A 15,579-nucleotide genomic window follows, 5' to 3' on the forward strand; every position below is an offset into this window, starting at 1 on the left:
GAAAGTGAAGCTTCAGCGCAAGAACCGGCTGCGCGTTCTGTCTCTCGGTGCTGTCGCCGTCACCGGTGCCCTGACCCTTACGGCGTGCGGCTCGGACGACAACGGCAGCAGCAGCGGTTCGAGCAGCAACCCCTCGACCTCTGCCAACGCCAGCTCCATCAAGTGCGACAACGCCAAGGGTCAGCTGCTCGCCGACGGCTCCTCCGCGCAGAAGAACGCGATCGACGCCTGGGTCAAGAACTTCTCCCAGGCCTGTGGCGTCCAGATCAACTACAAGGGCTCCGGCTCCGGCGCCGGTGTGACCGCCTTCACGCAGGGTCAGGTCGCCTTCGCCGGTTCCGACTCCGCGCTCAAGCCGGAAGAGGTCACCGCCTCCAAGAAGGTCTGCTCCAGCGGCCAGGGCATCGACCTCCCGATGGTCGGCGGCGCGATCGCGATCGGTTACAACGTCCCGGGTGTCGACAACCTGGTTCTGGACGCGCCGACCCTCGCGAAGATCTTCGACAGCAAGATCACCAACTGGAACGACGCGGCGATCAAGAAGCTGAACCCGACCGCCAAGCTCCCGAACCTGAAGATCCAGGCGTTCCACCGCTCGGACGAGTCGGGTACGACGGACAACCTGACCAAGTACCTGATCGCCACCACCCCGGACAACTGGAAGTACTCCGGCGGCAAGGCCTGGCAGGCCAAGGGCGGTCAGTCCGCTCCGCAGTCCGCGGGTGTCGCCCAGCAGGTCAAGCAGACCTCCGGCGCCATCGGCTACTTCGAGCTCTCCTACGTCTCGGACGGCATCAAGGCCGCCTCCATCGACACGGGCGCCAGCAAGCCGGTCGCCCCGTCGACCGCGTCCGCCACCGCCGACATCGCGGCCGCCCAGGTCGTCGGCACCGGCTCGGACCTGTCGCTGAAGCTCGACTACAAGACCAAGGCCGAGGGTGCGTACCCGATCAGCCTGGTCACCTACGAGATCGCCTGCGACAAGGGCAACAAGGCCGACACCCTCCCGGCGACCAAGGCGTTCCTGACCTACATCGCCAGCGAGGACGGCCAGAAGCTGCTCTCCACGATCAACTACGCCCCGATCCCCGACGAGATCATCGCCAAGGTCCGCACCACCGTCGCGAGCCTCGGCTAAAGATCCCAGTGTGCGGCCGAGTTCCGGAAGGGGCCCGGCCGCACCGTCCGGTGCACCGCCGCCCGGAGCCGTACACCCCACAAAACCGGGGTGTACGGCTTCTCCGAGCCGCCCCTTCGGGGGCGACTCCGCAGACCGGAGAACCCGATGGACATATCGACACAGACAACAGACGCATCTCCCCCCACCCCCCAGCCTTCCGCGGCCCAGCACAAGCGCAACGCCCGCGGCGCCACCCGCGCCGGCGACCGGATCTTCCTCGGCCTCTCCCGGGGTTCCGGCATCCTGCTGCTGGTGGTCATGGCCGCCATCGCGGTCTTCCTCACCTACCGCGCGTCCCTCGCGATCAGCAAGGACCACGGCAACTTCCTGACCACCTTCGAGTGGAACACCAACCTCATCCCGCCGAGCTTCGGCATCGCGGTCCTGGCCTTCGGCACGGTCGTCTCCTCGGTCATCGCCATGGCCATCGCGGTCCCGATCGCGGTCGCGATCGCGCTGTTCATCACGCACTACGCGCCGCACCGGATCGGCGGCCTGGTCGCCTACGTGATCGACCTGCTCGCCGCCGTGCCGTCCATCGTGTACGGCCTCTGGGGCGGTCTGATCCTCGTACCGCACATGGTCGGCCTGTTCAGCTGGCTGAACGAATTCTTCGGCTGGACCGGGATCTTCTCCTGGGACCAGGGCGCGCCGCGCTCGATGCTCACCGTCGGCATCCTGCTCGCGATCATGATCCTGCCGGTCATCACCAACGTGAGCCGCGAGGTCTTCCGCCAGGTCCCGCAGATGCACGAGGAGGCCGCACTGGCCCTCGGCGCCACGCGCTGGGAGGTCATCCGCATGGCGGTGCTGCCCTTCGGGCGCTCCGGTGTGATCTCCGCCTCGATGCTCGGTCTCGGCCGCGCGCTCGGCGAGACGATGGCCGTCGCCACCGTGCTCTCCCCGGACTTCGACATCCACGCCAGCCTGCTCAATCCGGGCGGCGGCACCTTCGCCCAGAACATCGCCAGCAAGTTCAGCGAGGCGACCGCGGACGGCCGTGACGCGCTGATCGCGTCCGGTCTGGTCCTGTTCGTCATCACGCTGCTGGTCAACGGCGCGGCCCGGATCATCATCCAGCGCCGTGCGGAGTACTCGGGGGCCAACGCATGAGCACCGCAGCAGTCGCCGACCGGCGCCCCAGCAGCCTGCAGGGCGCGACCCTCCCCAAGTGGTCCCCCTACGCCATCATCGGCGGGGCCATCGTCCTCGGCGTGGTCATCGGTCTCGTCGGCGGCCTGGACAGCAAGATCCAGTGGGGTCTGATCGCCGGCCTCCTCTACGTCTTCGGCACCTACGGCATCGCCGCCAAGGTCGAGGGCCGTCGCCAGGCCAAGGACCGCATCGCGACCTCCCTGGTCTGGGTCGCCTTCGTCGTCGCCGTGATCCCGCTGGTCTCCCTCATCTGGGTGACCATCTCGCGCGGTGTGAAGGTCCTGGACGTCTACTTCCTCACCCACTCCATGGGTGTCGTCGCCGACTCCGAGCCGGGCGGTGGCGCCTACGCCGCCATCATCGGCTCCCTGGAGCAGGTCGGCCTCGCCACCCTGATCGGTGCCCCGATCGGCATCCTCACCGCCGTCTACCTCGTCGAGTACGGGCGTGGCCGCCTCGCCAAGGCCGTCACCTTCTTCGTCGACGTCATGACCGGTATCCCGTCGATCGTCGCGGGTCTGTTCATCCTCAGCCTCATGCTGATCTTCGACATGCAGCCCTTCGGCTTCGCCGGATCGCTGGCCCTGGCCATCCTGATGATGCCGGTGGTCGTGCGCTCCACCGAGGAGATGCTCAAGCTCGTCCCGAACGAGCTGCGTGAGGCGTCCCTGGCGCTCGGCGTGCCCAAGTGGCGCACGATCCTGAAGGTGGTCCTGCCGACCTCGATCGGCGGCATCACCACCGGTGTCATGCTGGCCATCGCCCGTATCGCGGGTGAGACCGCCCCGGTCCTGCTGCTGGTGTTCGGCAACCCGTTCATCAACAACAACCCCTTCGAGGGTGCGCAGTCGTCGCTGCCGCTGTTCATCTACCAGCAGTACGCGAACAGCGCCGGTGCCAACGCGGCGTACGACCGTGCCTGGGCGGCCTCGCTCACGCTGATCGCCTTCGTGATGATCCTGAACCTGGTGGCCCGCGGCATCGCCCGCTGGAAGGCCCCCAAGACCGGTCGCTGACGCGGCCCTCTCAGCGACCGACTGTCTGGAAGTGAAGAAGTAATGTCCAAGCGAATCGACGTAAGCGGGCTCTCCGCCTACTACGGCTCCCACAAGGCCATCGACGACATCTCGATGAACATCGAGCCGCGCACGGTCACGGCGTTCATCGGCCCCTCCGGCTGCGGCAAGTCGACGTTCCTGCGCACGCTCAACCGTATGCACGAGGTCACGCCCGGCGGCCGTGTCGAGGGCAAGGTCCTCCTCGACGACGAGAACCTGTACGCCGCCAACATCGACCCGGTGGCCGTGCGCCGCGAGGTCGGCATGGTGTTCCAGCGTCCGAACCCCTTCCCCACGATGTCGATCTTCGACAACGTGGCCGCGGGTCTGAAGCTGAACGGCAGCTACAAGAAGAGCGAGCTCACCGACGTCGTCGAGAAGTCGCTCAAGGGCGCGAACCTCTGGAACGAGGTCAAGGACCGCCTGAACAAGCCGGGCTCCGGTCTCTCCGGTGGCCAGCAGCAGCGGCTCTGCATCGCCCGTGCGATCGCGGTCGAGCCGAAGGTGCTGCTCATGGACGAGCCCTGCTCCGCCCTCGACCCGATCTCCACCCTCGCCATCGAGGACCTGATCGGTGAGCTGAAGGAGCGCTTCACGATCGTCATCGTGACGCACAACATGCAGCAGGCGGCGCGTGTCTCCGACCGTACGGCGTTCTTCAACCTCGCGGCCGTGGGCCAGCCCGGCAAACTGATCGAGATCGACGATACGGAGCGGATCTTCTCCAACCCGTCGGTCCAGGCCACGGAGGACTACATCTCCGGTCGCTTCGGCTGAGCCGAGGTTTCCACAAACCCCTCGCGGTGCTGCATGGCGGTGCCACCGCGAGGATGCAAAAGGGCCCGCCCCTGGCTCCCGGGGGCGGGCCCGTCCTTTTCCCTCCACCTTGCCCACCCACCCACCCGACTCGGTCCGTGGAGAGGCGAGGCCGAGGACGATGGGCGGCTGCCCGAAGCCGGCCGCGGGTGGGCCGCGCCGCGGCTGCAGAGGACGGGGAGCTGTCGTGTGGCGGCTGCGGGCGGGTTGTGGCTGGTCGCGCAGTTCCCCGTGCCCCCAGGGGGTTGTCGGGCCGTTGGGTGAGGCGCTTCGTGCTTGGGGATGTCGGGCGGCTGCGGGCGGGTTGTGGCTGGTCGCGCAGTTCCCCGTGCCCCCAGGGGGTTGTCCAGACGCTTGTCCGGGCGGTTCCGTGTTCCTGGGGTGCGCAGTGCCGTTGTGCCCGTTCTGCCCTTGACCTCGGCTCTCTGCTGACCGAGTCGGGTGGGTGGCTGGGCAGACGGGGCTAGAGGAGCGTTACGTCGATGATTCCGAAGGCCGCTGCTGCGACCAGTGCTGCTGCCGGCATCGTGATGAACCAGCCCAGGACGATGTTCTTGGCCACGCCCCAGCGGACCGCGTTCACGCGCTTCGTCGCGCCGACGCCCATGATGGCCGAGGTGATGACGTGGGTCGTGGAGATCGGCGCCTTGAAGAGGTACGCCGTGGTGAACATGATCGACGCGCCGGTGGCCTCCGCGGCGAAGCCCTGCGGCGGGTCGAGTTCGATGATCTTGCGGCCGAGCGTGCGCATGATGCGCCAGCCGCCGGCGTAGGTGCCGAGGGAGAGCATCAGGGCACAGACGATCTTGACCCAGGCGGGGATCGGATCGCCGTACGTCTCATGGCCGGAAATCACCAGTGCCATGACGACGACGCCCATCGTCTTCTGTGCGTCCTGGAGGCCGTGCCCGAGCGCCATGCCGGCCGCGGAGACGGTCTGGGCCATACGGAAGCCGCGCTTCGCCTTGTGCGGGTTGGAGCGGCGGAAGATCCACATGATGGCCGTCATGACCAGGTAGCCGAGGAGCAGACCGACGACCGGCGACAGGAACATCGGGATGATGATCTTGTCGACGACGCCGTTCCAGAGGACCTCCGTGCCGCCGGCCAGGGCCGCGCCCACCAGGCCGCCGAACAGTGCGTGGGAGGAGGACGAGGGCAGGCCGAAGTACCAGGTGACCAGGTTCCAGACGATCGCGCCGACCAGCGCCGCGAAGAGGATGCCCATGCCCTTGGAGCCCTGGGGCGTCTGGATCAGGCCCTCGCTGACGGTCTTGGCGACCCCGGTTCCGAAGAACGCGCCGGCCAGGTTCATCACCGCGGCCATGGCGAGAGCCGCCCGCGGGGTCAGCGCCCGCGTCGACACCGACGTCGCGATCGCGTTCGCCGAGTCGTGGAAACCGTTCGTATATGTGAAAAGGAGCGCGACCAGGATGGTCAGAATGAGCGCGAAGGTGTCCATCGACGGCTCAGGACTCCTTGACGGCGATGGTCTCCACCGTGTTCGCCACGTGCTCGAACGCGTCCGCCGCCTCTTCCAGGACGTCCACGATCTGCTTGAGCTTCAGCACCTCGATCGCGTCGTACTTGCCGTTGAAGAGGTGGGCGAGAAGCTTGCGGTGGATCTGGTCGGCCTGGTTCTCCAGCCGGTTGACCTCGATCCAGTACTCGGTGAGGTTGTCCATCGTGCGCAGGTTGGGCATCGCCTCGGCCGTCAGGTCGGCGGCACGGGCCAGCACCTCGATCTGCTGCTCGACGCCCTTCGGCAGTTCCTCGACGTTGTAGAGGACGACCAGGTCGACGGCCTCCTCCATGAAGTCCATGATGTCGTCGAGGGAGGACGCGAGGGAGTAGATGTCCTCGCGGTCGAAGGGCGTGATGAACGAGGAGTTCAGCTGGTGGAAGATCGCGTGCGTGGCGTCGTCACCTGCGTGTTCCGCTGCCCGCATACGCTCTGCGATCTCGGCCCGGGCAGACGCGTCCGCCCCGAGCAGTTCCATCAGGAGTTTCGAGCCCGTGACGATGTTGTCCGCGGACGCGGCGAACATGTCGTAGAAGCTCGTCTCCCTGGGGGTCAGACGAAAGCGCACTTGGGGTCCTCGGTATGCATGGGTTTCGGTCAGGCTGATGCTAAGCGCATCATCCGGCCACGGCTAATGGGCGGGCTTCCAGTTTCGCCCATCGTGCAAGTTGATCAGCACTGGGGCGTCCCGAGGGCCCTATACCCAGCAAAGTTCGTTACCATATACCCACTAGGGGTATATGTCTCGACGATGCGGAGGACGCGATGACGACCACCGAGGCCGGCGCCACGACGCCCTCCGGAAGCGGCGCTCCGGCGGCCACGCACGGCTATCACAAACAGAAGGACGAGCACCTCAAGCGGCTGCGCCGGATCGAGGGGCAGATCCGGGGCCTGCAGCGCATGGTCGACGAGGACACCTACTGCATCGACATACTCACCCAGGTCTCCGCCTCCACCAAGGCCCTGCAGTCCTTCGCTCTGCAGTTGCTGGAGGAGCACCTGCGGCACTGCGTCGCCGACGCGGCCGTCAAGGGCGGCGACGAGATCGACGCGAAGGTGGAAGAGGCCACCGCGGCCATCGCCCGTATGCTGCGGACCTGACCGGGGCCGCCGCCGTCAGAGGGCCTCGCGCTCCTCGGCCACTCTCAGCACCTCGTCGATGCTCTCCAGGCTCAGCCGGTCCTCGGCGGCCGACGCCGCGATGATCAGCTCACCGCACAGCTCGATCTCGGCGAGGGCCACGTGGTCCTGGACTGCCGTACCGCCGACCGGAGCCACGTGCATCACCTCTTCTCTGCCGTCACCGACTTCCTAGAGTAGGCAGCGGTCTACACAACGCGCATGGCACGGACGGGCTAGTTCACAGGTTGTACAGAGCCGATTCCGGACTAGTGCGCTGGCTGGTTTTCGGCGATCCGACCCGCGTAGATGTCCCGGGAACGCGGCAGCTTCACGTCCACGGGAGTCCCGAAGTCGTACAGCAGCGTCGTCGAGGCGACCGCCACGGTGTCCTTGCTGCTGTCGTTGACGAAGCTGAACCGCTCCCGCAGTTTGCGGATACGGCCCTGGTCGTCGAGGTACGCGTCGAACGGGACCTCGGCCGTGGCGAACCCTTTCGCCGCGGCGGCCAGCGAGGCCCTGTTGCCGGGAGAGGCCACGCGGGCCGCGGTGGCCAGGTCGGCGGTGCCCCGGTAGTGCCGCACCTCGGTCCCGGCGAGCTCGGTCTTCCCCAGGTACGTCGCGGTGCGGGTGCCGCGCAGCAGCTCGGCCGCGGCGAACGGGTCGGTCGCGCCGCCGGTGACCAGGTTGCCGTCGGAGAGGGTCGCGGTCTCCACGCGGACCCATTTGTCGGCGGGCACCCCGGCGCCCCGGTTCTTCATGAACAGCGCGCCCGGAGCGAGGAGTTCGGTGATCGGACGGTGTTCGGAGGCGCCGGCGGGGTCCTGCGGGAGCAAGACCGTGAGCCTGCCGAGCTGCCGGTCGTAGTCGTAGACGCCCCTGCCGCGGATGGTGACCCGGGTGCCGCCGGTCGCCATCTCCATCGACGTCGTCGCCCTGGACGTGCCGGTGCTCCGCAAGGTCTCCGCCGCGCGGACGAGGAAGGTGACCGTGTTGTCGCCGGTCGCGCCGCCGGCGCCTTCCGCCGTGGCGCCGCCGCAGCCGGTGGCGCAGGCGCCGAGGCCGACCACGAGTCCCACGGTGACGGCCGTCTTCCCGGTGCGCCTGTGCTGCCGCCGATCCATCGCCTGCCTACCCCCAGCCGGTACGTCCGTCACGGGCCCCCTGTCGTTCCGGTTAACGAGGGGTGGGAGGGGCCGTCACGCATACCGGCGCTTTACCGAGGGTGGGTAACGTTGTCAGCGTGGCGCAGGAGGATGGTTCCGGGCGGGCCCTGCAGGGGGCGGAACATGACGCGGGCACGGTGGAGCAGGGGCGGTTCTGTTTCGCCCGGTGCACATGTGGGTGGCGGGGGCCGGCCCGGCGGGCGCGAAGTCTCGCGCGTGCGGATGCGGAGGGGCACTTGGCCGGAGGGTGAGTTGAGGTCGTGTGTTCGGCTGTGGCGCCGTCGTGGTTGCTCGCGCCCACGCGGCGGTAGCCGCACATCAATACAGTCCCGCGCCCCGGAAGGGGCGCGTTTCCCTACGGCGTGTTGTGAAGTGAGGCCAGCAGTTCGTCCACCAACTCCGCGTCCCTCGGCTGCGTAAGGCGTTGCCGTGCCTCCGCCGGGCGCAGCCACAGGATGCGGTCCACCTCGTGGTTCGGGGTGAAGTGGCCCTCTTCCGCCTCCGCCGACCAGTAACGGACCTCCTTGGGGCGGCCGTTGGCGAAGTAGTGGGTCGTGGAGAGTTCGCCGCCGAGGCCGGCCGGGTAGCCGGTCTCCTCCGCCACCTCGCGCAACGCGGCCGTGACCGCGTCCTCGCCGCGCTTGAGCTTGCCCTTGGGGTGGGACCAGTCGTCGTACTTGGGGCGGTGGACCAGGCAGATCTCCAGGTCCCCGGTGACCGGCGAGCGGCGCCACAGGACGCAGCCCGCCGCCCGGACCGGGGTGTCGTTCACACCGCCTCCAGGGGCTGCTTCTGCCACGCCTGCTGGAAGGCGAAGCGGGCCGCCTCGACCTCGTGCCGCTGGTCGGCGTGGAGGACGCCGAGGGCGTAGGCCGTCGCCGGGGCGATACGCGGGGTGCGGGCCGCGGCGGCCGCCGCGGCGGCGGCTTCCGAGGCGTCGCGGTGCCGGTTCAGGGCCTGGCCGGCCGCGAGCAGCCGTACGTCCACGGGCGCGCCCTCGCCGCACAGCACCTCGCGGGCGTAGCGGTGCAGCCGCAGCAGGAGGCGGACCTGGTGCCAGGGGCCGTCCTGGGGGTGCGGGGACGGGTCCGGGGACAGGCCGTGGACGAGGGCCTCCGCGTTGTACGGGTGGCCCGCGGTGACCAGGGGGAGGGCCGCGATCGCGTCGGTGAGGCGCTCCTCGGCGGCCGCCGCCGGCGGGCGCAGGTCGGTGGTGGGCGCCGCGGCCGTGAGCGGGACCTCGCTGGCCAGGACCGCGACCTTGTCGGCGACCGCGTGGAAGCGGGAGGAGCCGAGCGCCTGGAGGGCCGTCGAGTGGGCCCGGGTGCGGGCCAGGGTGAGCTGGCGGTCCAGGAGGGCGCCCGCCTTGGCCGCACCCACGGTGAGGCTGCCGCGGTCGGCGGCCCCCTCCGAAGTGGCCTGGCCGGGAAGGCTGGTGGAGCCGGAGAGCCGGTGGAGCGCCAGCAACAGGCGCTCCAACCGGGCCTCGTACGCGTGCTCAAGCCCCAAGGTGCCCGACAGCCAGGCCAGTTCGGGGCGGATCTCCTCCGACCAGTCGGCGTCGAGGAGCGGTCGGAAGGTGTGCAGGCTGCCGCTGATGCGCCGGGCCGAGCGGCGCAGGGCGCGGGCCGCGTCGACGGACTCCACCGCCGCGCCGGCAACTGTCCCGGTCTCCCGGTGCTGGCGCAGCGCGCGGAGGAACTCCGTGGCCTGGGCGCGCAGGTAGCCCGCCAGGGCGTCCCCGGTGACGGCCCGGGCCGTGGGGTCCGTCGGTTCAAGGTGTTGCTGTGCCACGCCGGCGCCTCCGGGCGTCTATGAGCGTCTCCTGGATGTTGCGCAGCGGCTGTCCGTCGGCGTCGGTCGCGTGCCGGGTCCATTCGCCGTCCGGGCCCAGGTGCCAGGAGGAGGTGGAGTCGGACATGCCGGTTTCGAACAGCCGGGTCAGGGCTGCCCGGTGGGCCGGGTCGATGACCCGGACCAGGGCCTCTATCCGGCGGTCGAGGTTGCGGTGCATCATGTCGGCGCTGCCGATCCACACCTCGGGCTCGCCGCCGTTGCCGAAGGCGAAGACCCGGGAGTGTTCGAGGAAGCGGCCGAGGATCGAGCGGACCCGGATGTTCTCCGACAGGCCCGTGACACCGGGGCGGATCGCGCAGATGCCGCGTACCCAGATGTCGACCGGCACGCCGGCCATGGACGCTCGGTAGAGCGCGTCGATGAGCGCTTCGTCGACCATCGAGTTGGCCTTGATGCGGACGAAGGCAGGACGGCCCGCACGGTGGTGCTGGACCTCCTTGTCGATCCGCGCGATCAGTCCGTCGCGCAGTGACTTGGGTGCCACCAGCAGGCGGCGGTACGTCTCCCGGCGGGAGTAGCCGGAGAGGCGGTTGAACAGGTCGGACAGGTCGGCGCCCACCTGGGGGTCGGCGGTGAGCAGCCCGAGGTCCTCGTACAGGCGGGCGGTCTTCGGGTGGTAGTTGCCGGTGCCGACGTGGCTGTAGCGCCGCAGCGTGTCGCCTTCCTGGCGGACCACCAGGGACAGCTTGCAGTGCGTCTTCAGACCGACCAGGCCGTACACGACGTGGCAGCCGGCCTCTTCCAGGCGCTTGGCCCACTTGATGTTGGCGTGCTCGTCGAAGCGGGCCTTGATCTCGACCAGGACGAGGACCTGCTTGCCGGCCTCGGCGGCGTCGATGAGCGCGTTGACGATCGGGGAGTCGCCGGAGGTCCGGTACAGGGTCTGCTTGATCGCCAGGACGTCCGGGTCGTCGGCGGCCTGCTCGACGAAGGCCTGCACGGAGGTGGAGAAGCTGTCGTACGGGTGGTGCAGCAGCACGTCCCGCTCGCGCAGCGCCGCGAAGATGTCGGGCGCGGACGAGGACTCGACCTCGGCGAGGTCGCGGTGGGTGCCGGCGATGAACTTGCGGTACTTCAGCTCCGGCCGGTCCAGGCCGGCGATGCGGAACAGACCGGTCAGGTCGAGCGGGCCGGGCAGCGGGTAGACCTCCGCCTCGCCGATCTTCAGCTCGCGCACCAGCAGGTCGAGGACCTCGCGGTCGATGGACTCCTCGACCTCCAGGCGCACCGGCGGCCCGAAGCGGCGCCGCATGAGCTCCTTCTCCAGGGCCTTGAGGAGGTTCTCGGCGTCGTCCTCCTCGACCTCCAGGTCCTCGTTCCGGGTGAGCCGGAAGGCGTGGTGCTCCACGACCTCCATACCCGGGAACAGCTCCTCCAGGTGGGCGGCGATGACGTCCTCGATGGGGACGTAGCGGCCCGGGGAGCTCTCCAGGAAGCGGGACAGCGACGGCGGCACCTTGACCCGGGCGAAGTGCTTGTGGCCGCTGACCGGGTTGCGTACGACGACGGCCAGGTTCAGGGAGAGGCCGGAGATGTACGGGAAGGGGTGCGCCGGGTCGACCGCCAGCGGGGTCAGGACCGGGAAGATCTGGTGCCGGAAGAGCGTGAAGAGCCGCGCCTGCTCCTTCTCCGTCAGCTCGGCCCAGCGGACCAGGTGGATGCCCTCCTCCGCGAGTGCGGGGGCGACGTCCTCGTGGTAGCAGGCGGCGTGCCGGGCCATCAGCTCACGGGAGCGGGCCCAGATCATCTCCAGCACCTCGCGCGGCTGCAGCCCGGAGGCGGAGCGGGTGGCCACGCCGGTGGCTATCCGCCGCTTCAGTCCGGCGACCCGGACCATGAAGAACTCGTCCAGGTTGCTCGCGAAGATCGCCAGGAAGTTGGCCCGCTCCAGCAGGGGCGTGTTCGGGTCCTCGGCGAGCTCCAGCACCCGCTCGTTGAACGCGAGCCAGCTGCGCTCCCGGTCGAGGAAGCGCCCCTGGGGCAACTGGACCCCGTCGACCTGCGACTCCTCGTACGCGTCGAGGTCGGCGTCGATGTCGGGCTCCAGGTCGGAGACCGCGGCGGCCACGGTGTGCGGGCGGTGTGCTGCTATGGAGCCCACGGAGGGCTGTGTGTGCTGGACCTCGGCCGCCGCCTGGGCGTTCTGCTGGCTCATGCCCCCATTCTTCCGCGCCCGGGGCGTGACAGGCGCGTCGGAACGCGCGGGTGGGAGCTGTACGACCACGTTTCCCGCGAACCCCTCAGGGGGCGGCGAAGGCTCTGGCACGGCGGGCTTCATTGGCTGAGCGTCGCAAGTCCGTCTGAACCAATGGTTACGAAGACATGGCGTGCGGGATAGCGGGGAGCGGCTCGCGGACGTATCTGATCAGGCCCGGCACCCGTCGGGGATCACGAAAGCGACGATCCCGTACACCCCTCCGCCGATCTTCCTCCGACAGAGGGACGCACGGGACCGACGGTACCTCCAGCCGACCCAGGGGCGCGGGGCTGTATCGATATGCGGCTACCGCCACGCGGGCGCGACCAGCCACAGCGGACCCGCAGTCGCCGACGTACCCGCACCCCTACGGCGCCAAGGCGTCCGCGCACGCCACTCACACGCGGGACTCCAGGCCGTGCCTGAGCACCCGGAAGGAGGCCAGGACGGCGAGCGCGGCGACGGTCAGGACGATCGCGGTCTCGGTGAGGTGGAGCGGCCAGTAGTGCGAGGCCGGGTGATACGTGGCGAAGCGCCCGTGCGCGTTCGAGCCCTCGCTGACCAGCCAGACGTAGTCCGGCAGGTCGAAGGCGTGCGGCCCGGTACGGGTGACGGTGGGCCACAGGTGCACGCGGAAGGACGTCAGCACGGTGTAGAGCAGCAGCATCACCGCGGCGGCGGCACCGAGCGAGGCCAGCGCGCGGCGCAGCAGCAGCCCGGTGAGCGTGCCGACGGCGAGTGCGCACAGGGCGTACGCCACCACCAGCGGGCCACGATCGGTGAACATGGTGGCGGAGGTCGTCCAGTCCTGCGTCCGGTGGGCGGTGGAGGCCCAGCGGAAGACCAGGACGAGGACCGTCCCCCCGACGGTGAGCGCCACTGCGGGCAGTGCGAGCTTGGCGGCCAGCCAGCGGACCGGGCTGACGCCCTGTGTCCACGCCAACTGCGCGGTCCCCGACTCCAGTTCACGGCCGGTCAGGGCTCCGCCGGCGAAGGCGGCGATGCCCACGAAGCAGTAGCCGATCAGGGCGCAGACCCAGTTCATCTCGGTGGCGAAGTCGAGCAGGACGTACGGCTGTCCGCAGGCGTCGAAGCACAGCAGGCCCTGTGGCTCCGGGTGCTTCGCCGCGACCTCGGTCAGCCACACCAGCCAGCCGCTCATGCCCGCCACGAACACCGCCCAGGCCAGCAGCGCCGACCGGTGCAGCCGCAGCACGGTCCGGGGAAGCCCCGTCAGCATCGTCGCGCTCATCGCGGGGCCGCCTTACCGGTCAGGCGCCGCAGGACCAGGAAGCAGGCCAGGGTCAGCAGGGCCGTCATGGCGAGGACGAGGGCCGTGGTGGTGAGCTGGAGCGGCCAGTAGTGGGAGTAAGGGTGGTATGTGACATGGTACTGATCCGCGATCTCGCGGCCGCTCACCTGCCAGGAACCGGAGGGCGAGTTGAAGTACCCGGGCCCGGTACGGCCGAGCGTCGGCCACAGGTGGGGCAGCAGGGCCTGGGTGGTGACGTAGATCGCGCCCGTCAGCAGCAGGGCGACGAACAGCGCGGGCAGCGCGTGCCGCAGCAGCAGGCCCGCCAGGGCGCCCGCCGCCAGGCCGGCCAGGGTCAGGGCGACGATCGTGGGGCCGTTGGCGTGGAAGGTCCAGATGTCGTACCACGCCTTGGCGGTGTCGATACGGCCCCGGCCCGCGCTCCAGGCCAGCCGGTGCAGCCAGGCCAGCAGACCCGCCCCCGCGGTGACGGCGGCGGCCGGGACCGCCAGCCGGACGGTCAGCCAGCGGACCGGGGTGCTGGACTGCGCCCAGGCCAACCGGGCCGTCCCCGACTCCAGTTCCCTGCCGATGAGCGCGCCGCCCGCCCAGGCGGCCACCAGGAAGGGCAGCGCGCACACGGTCAGGGTGGCGTAGTTGTACCAGTCCTTGTAGCGCAGGATCGCTTTCTGGTCGTACGTACAGGAGGCGTTGAACGCGCAGTGGTTGTACTGGCGCCAGCCCTCGGCCGCCGCGTCGGTCAGCGGGCCGTGCAGGAGCAGCAGCAGGGCCGCGGCCGCGAGGACGAGCGCGGTCCAGACGTACAGCGCCGGGCGGTGCAGCCGCAGCAGCCAGCGGGTCAGCCGCGGCCGGGCGGGCGCGCCCAGGGCGCCGGCGGTCATGGCGGTGGTGGTCATACGGCGGCCTCGGCGGGGGTGAGGGCCGGTGCCTCGGGGTTGCGGAGGTGGGCGAGGACCAGCTCCTCCAGGGAGGGGCTGCCGGTGCGCCAGTCGTCGGGCAGCGGGCCGGACGGGCGGACCAGGGCGCTGAGCTGGCGGCCGGTGGTGCGGGACTCGACGACGGTGTGCGGGGCGAGGTCGGCGTCGGCGGTGGTGCTGACCCGGGTGTGCGCGGCCAGCAGGTCGTCGATCTCGCCGGCCAGCCGGACCCGGCCGCCGCCGATCAGCAGCAGGTGGTCGCAGGAGTCCTCCAGCTCGGCGACCACGTGCGAGGACATCGCGATGGTGGTGCCGTGCTGGGCGGCCTGCACCATCAGCGTGCCCATCAGCTCGTGCCGGGCCAGCGGGTCGAGGTCGGCCATCGGCTCGTCCAGGAGCAGCAGTTCGGGCCGCTTGCCGAGCGCGAGGGCGAGTGCGACACGGGTGCGCTGGCCGCCGGAGAGGGAGCGGACCTTGGACTTCGGGTTCAGCTCGCCCGCGGCGACGATCCCCTCGGCGGCGGCCGCGTCCCAGCGTTCGGGGTTGAGGTCGGCGCCCATCCGCAGCGTCTCGGCGACCGTGAGCTGCGGGTAGAGCGGCTTGTCCTGGGCGACGTAGCCGATCCGGGTGCGGGCCTCGGCCGGGGTGGTGCCGAGGACGGTGAGTTCGCCCTCGGTGGCGCCCAGCAGACCGGCGGCGAGGGCGAGGAGCGTGGACTTGCCCGCCCCGTTGGGGCCGACGACGGCACACACCCGCCCGGCGGGCAGCCGGAAGGTGCAGTCGCGCAGCGCCCAGCCGCCGCGGCCGAACTGTTTGCCGAGCGCGGACGCCGCTATCGCGGTGTCGGTCATGAACTCTCTCCCTGGTCGTCTTTCCGGAAGTGCTTCTCGAGTACGGCGGTGAAGAGCGCGGCCACGTCGTCGCGGTCCAGGCCGGCCGCACGGGCCCGGGCCGCCCAGTCCGCCAGCTCCCCGTGCAGGGGGGACTCGGCGGCCGGGGCGGTGCCGAGCGAGCGCTTCACGAAGGTGCCGAGGCCGCGCCGGGCCTCGACCAGGCCCTCGCGCTCCAGCTCCCGGTAGGCCTTGAGGACGGTGTTGGGGTTGATGGCGGTGGCCTCTACCACCTCGCGGGCGGTGGGCAGCTTGTCTCCCGGCTGAAGGTGACCGAGGCGCAGGGCCTGTTTGGTCTGCTGGACGATCTGGACGTAGGTGGCGACGCCGGAGCGCCGGTCGATGCGGTACTCGACCACCCGTACAACCACCCTTTCACTAATTGAGTAGTGAAAGGGTGGTGGAAGATCGTCCGGAAAGTCAAGC

16 protein-coding genes are annotated in these 15,579 nt (G+C 69.8%); 5 read left to right on the top strand and 11 right to left on the bottom strand.

Annotated elements, in window-relative coordinates; genetic code table 11:
• Nucleotides 1-4 precede the first annotated feature (4 nt).
• The 4 genes from pstS (at nucleotide 5) to pstB (ending at nucleotide 4,170) form a co-directional block, all read left to right on the top strand.
• Entirely contained in the window at nucleotides 5-1,138 is a 1,134-nt protein-coding gene (gene pstS, locus ACIRR9_RS23775; RefSeq protein WP_403755126.1) for a phosphate ABC transporter substrate-binding protein PstS, read from the top strand.
• A gap of 147 nt (nucleotides 1,139-1,285) precedes the next feature.
• Nucleotides 1,286-2,293 (top strand): phosphate ABC transporter permease subunit PstC, encoded by a 1,008-nt coding sequence (gene pstC, locus ACIRR9_RS23780; protein ID WP_403755129.1) that lies wholly within the window; start codon nucleotides 1,286-1,288, stop codon nucleotides 2,291-2,293.
• Complete coding sequence (pstA, locus tag ACIRR9_RS23785) at nucleotides 2,290-3,351, top strand: phosphate ABC transporter permease PstA (protein ID WP_403755132.1); 1,062 nt, start codon at nucleotides 2,290-2,292, stop codon at nucleotides 3,349-3,351. Before pstC ends, pstA begins: the two co-directional genes overlap by 4 nt.
• Before the next feature lie 42 nt (nucleotides 3,352-3,393).
• Nucleotides 3,394-4,170 (top strand): phosphate ABC transporter ATP-binding protein PstB, encoded by a 777-nt coding sequence (gene pstB, locus ACIRR9_RS23790; RefSeq protein WP_365346058.1) that lies wholly within the window; start codon nucleotides 3,394-3,396, stop codon nucleotides 4,168-4,170.
• 502 nt (nucleotides 4,171-4,672) lie between these two features.
• On the opposite strand, the gene ACIRR9_RS23795 is transcribed toward pstB, so the two are convergent.
• Nucleotides 4,673-5,671 (bottom strand): anion permease, encoded by a 999-nt coding sequence (locus ACIRR9_RS23795; protein WP_403755135.1) that lies wholly within the window; start codon nucleotides 5,669-5,671, stop codon nucleotides 4,673-4,675.
• A 7-nt stretch (nucleotides 5,672-5,678) separates the two neighbouring features.
• On the bottom strand, nucleotides 5,679-6,299 hold the full coding sequence (locus ACIRR9_RS23800) for a DUF47 domain-containing protein (RefSeq protein WP_123975966.1): 621 nt from the start codon (nucleotides 6,297-6,299) through the stop codon (nucleotides 5,679-5,681).
• A 197-nt stretch (nucleotides 6,300-6,496) separates the two neighbouring features.
• Here ACIRR9_RS23800 and ACIRR9_RS23805 point away from each other — a divergent pair, with 197 nt between their 5' ends.
• The gene (locus ACIRR9_RS23805) at nucleotides 6,497-6,835 is read left to right on the top strand and encodes a metal-sensitive transcriptional regulator (RefSeq protein ID WP_365346054.1); all 339 of its coding nucleotides are present in this window, start codon (nucleotides 6,497-6,499) and stop codon (nucleotides 6,833-6,835) included.
• A gap of 15 nt (nucleotides 6,836-6,850) precedes the next feature.
• On the opposite strand, the gene ACIRR9_RS23810 is transcribed toward ACIRR9_RS23805, so the two are convergent.
• The 9 genes from ACIRR9_RS23810 to ACIRR9_RS23850 all read right to left on the bottom strand — a co-directional run bounded on the left by ACIRR9_RS23810 (nucleotide 6,851) and on the right by ACIRR9_RS23850 (nucleotide 15,512).
• On the bottom strand, nucleotides 6,851-7,018 hold the full coding sequence (locus ACIRR9_RS23810) for a hypothetical protein (protein ID WP_185149262.1): 168 nt from the start codon (nucleotides 7,016-7,018) through the stop codon (nucleotides 6,851-6,853).
• Nucleotides 7,019-7,122: 104 nt separating this feature from the next.
• On the bottom strand, nucleotides 7,123-7,977 hold the full coding sequence (locus tag ACIRR9_RS23815; protein ID WP_403755140.1) for a hypothetical protein: 855 nt from the start codon (nucleotides 7,975-7,977) through the stop codon (nucleotides 7,123-7,125).
• 397 nt (nucleotides 7,978-8,374) lie between these two features.
• On the bottom strand, nucleotides 8,375-8,791 hold the full coding sequence (locus ACIRR9_RS23820) for an NUDIX hydrolase (protein WP_403755142.1): 417 nt from the start codon (nucleotides 8,789-8,791) through the stop codon (nucleotides 8,375-8,377).
• Complete coding sequence (locus ACIRR9_RS23825; RefSeq protein WP_403755145.1) at nucleotides 8,788-9,813, bottom strand: CHAD domain-containing protein; 1,026 nt, start codon at nucleotides 9,811-9,813, stop codon at nucleotides 8,788-8,790. Before ACIRR9_RS23825 ends, ACIRR9_RS23820 begins: the two co-directional genes overlap by 4 nt.
• Nucleotides 9,794-12,154, bottom strand: coding sequence for an RNA degradosome polyphosphate kinase (locus tag ACIRR9_RS23830; protein ID WP_403755148.1), 2,361 nt, complete (start codon nucleotides 12,152-12,154; stop codon nucleotides 9,794-9,796). The genes ACIRR9_RS23825 and ACIRR9_RS23830 overlap by 20 nt, the downstream gene beginning before the upstream one ends.
• Before the next feature lie 316 nt (nucleotides 12,155-12,470).
• On the bottom strand, nucleotides 12,471-13,325 hold the full coding sequence (locus tag ACIRR9_RS23835; protein ID WP_403755151.1) for a hypothetical protein: 855 nt from the start codon (nucleotides 13,323-13,325) through the stop codon (nucleotides 12,471-12,473).
• The gene (locus ACIRR9_RS23840; protein ID WP_403755154.1) at nucleotides 13,322-14,242 is read right to left on the bottom strand and encodes an ABC transporter permease; all 921 of its coding nucleotides are present in this window, start codon (nucleotides 14,240-14,242) and stop codon (nucleotides 13,322-13,324) included. Before ACIRR9_RS23840 ends, ACIRR9_RS23835 begins: the two co-directional genes overlap by 4 nt.
• Nucleotides 14,239-15,114 (bottom strand): ABC transporter ATP-binding protein, encoded by an 876-nt coding sequence (locus ACIRR9_RS23845; protein ID WP_403755157.1) that lies wholly within the window; start codon nucleotides 15,112-15,114, stop codon nucleotides 14,239-14,241. Before ACIRR9_RS23845 ends, ACIRR9_RS23840 begins: the two co-directional genes overlap by 4 nt.
• Nucleotides 15,111-15,512 carry a GntR family transcriptional regulator gene (locus ACIRR9_RS23850; RefSeq protein WP_403755160.1) on the bottom strand — a complete coding sequence of 134 codons (402 nt, stop codon included), beginning with the start codon at nucleotides 15,510-15,512 and terminating at the stop codon, nucleotides 15,111-15,113. Before ACIRR9_RS23850 ends, ACIRR9_RS23845 begins: the two co-directional genes overlap by 4 nt.
• Between the last annotated feature and the right edge of the window lie 67 nt (nucleotides 15,513-15,579).

Source organism: Streptomyces sp. NPDC101234 (genome assembly GCF_044767525.1).
Taxonomy (GTDB): Bacteria; Actinomycetota; Actinomycetes; order Streptomycetales; family Streptomycetaceae; genus Streptomyces; species Streptomyces sasae.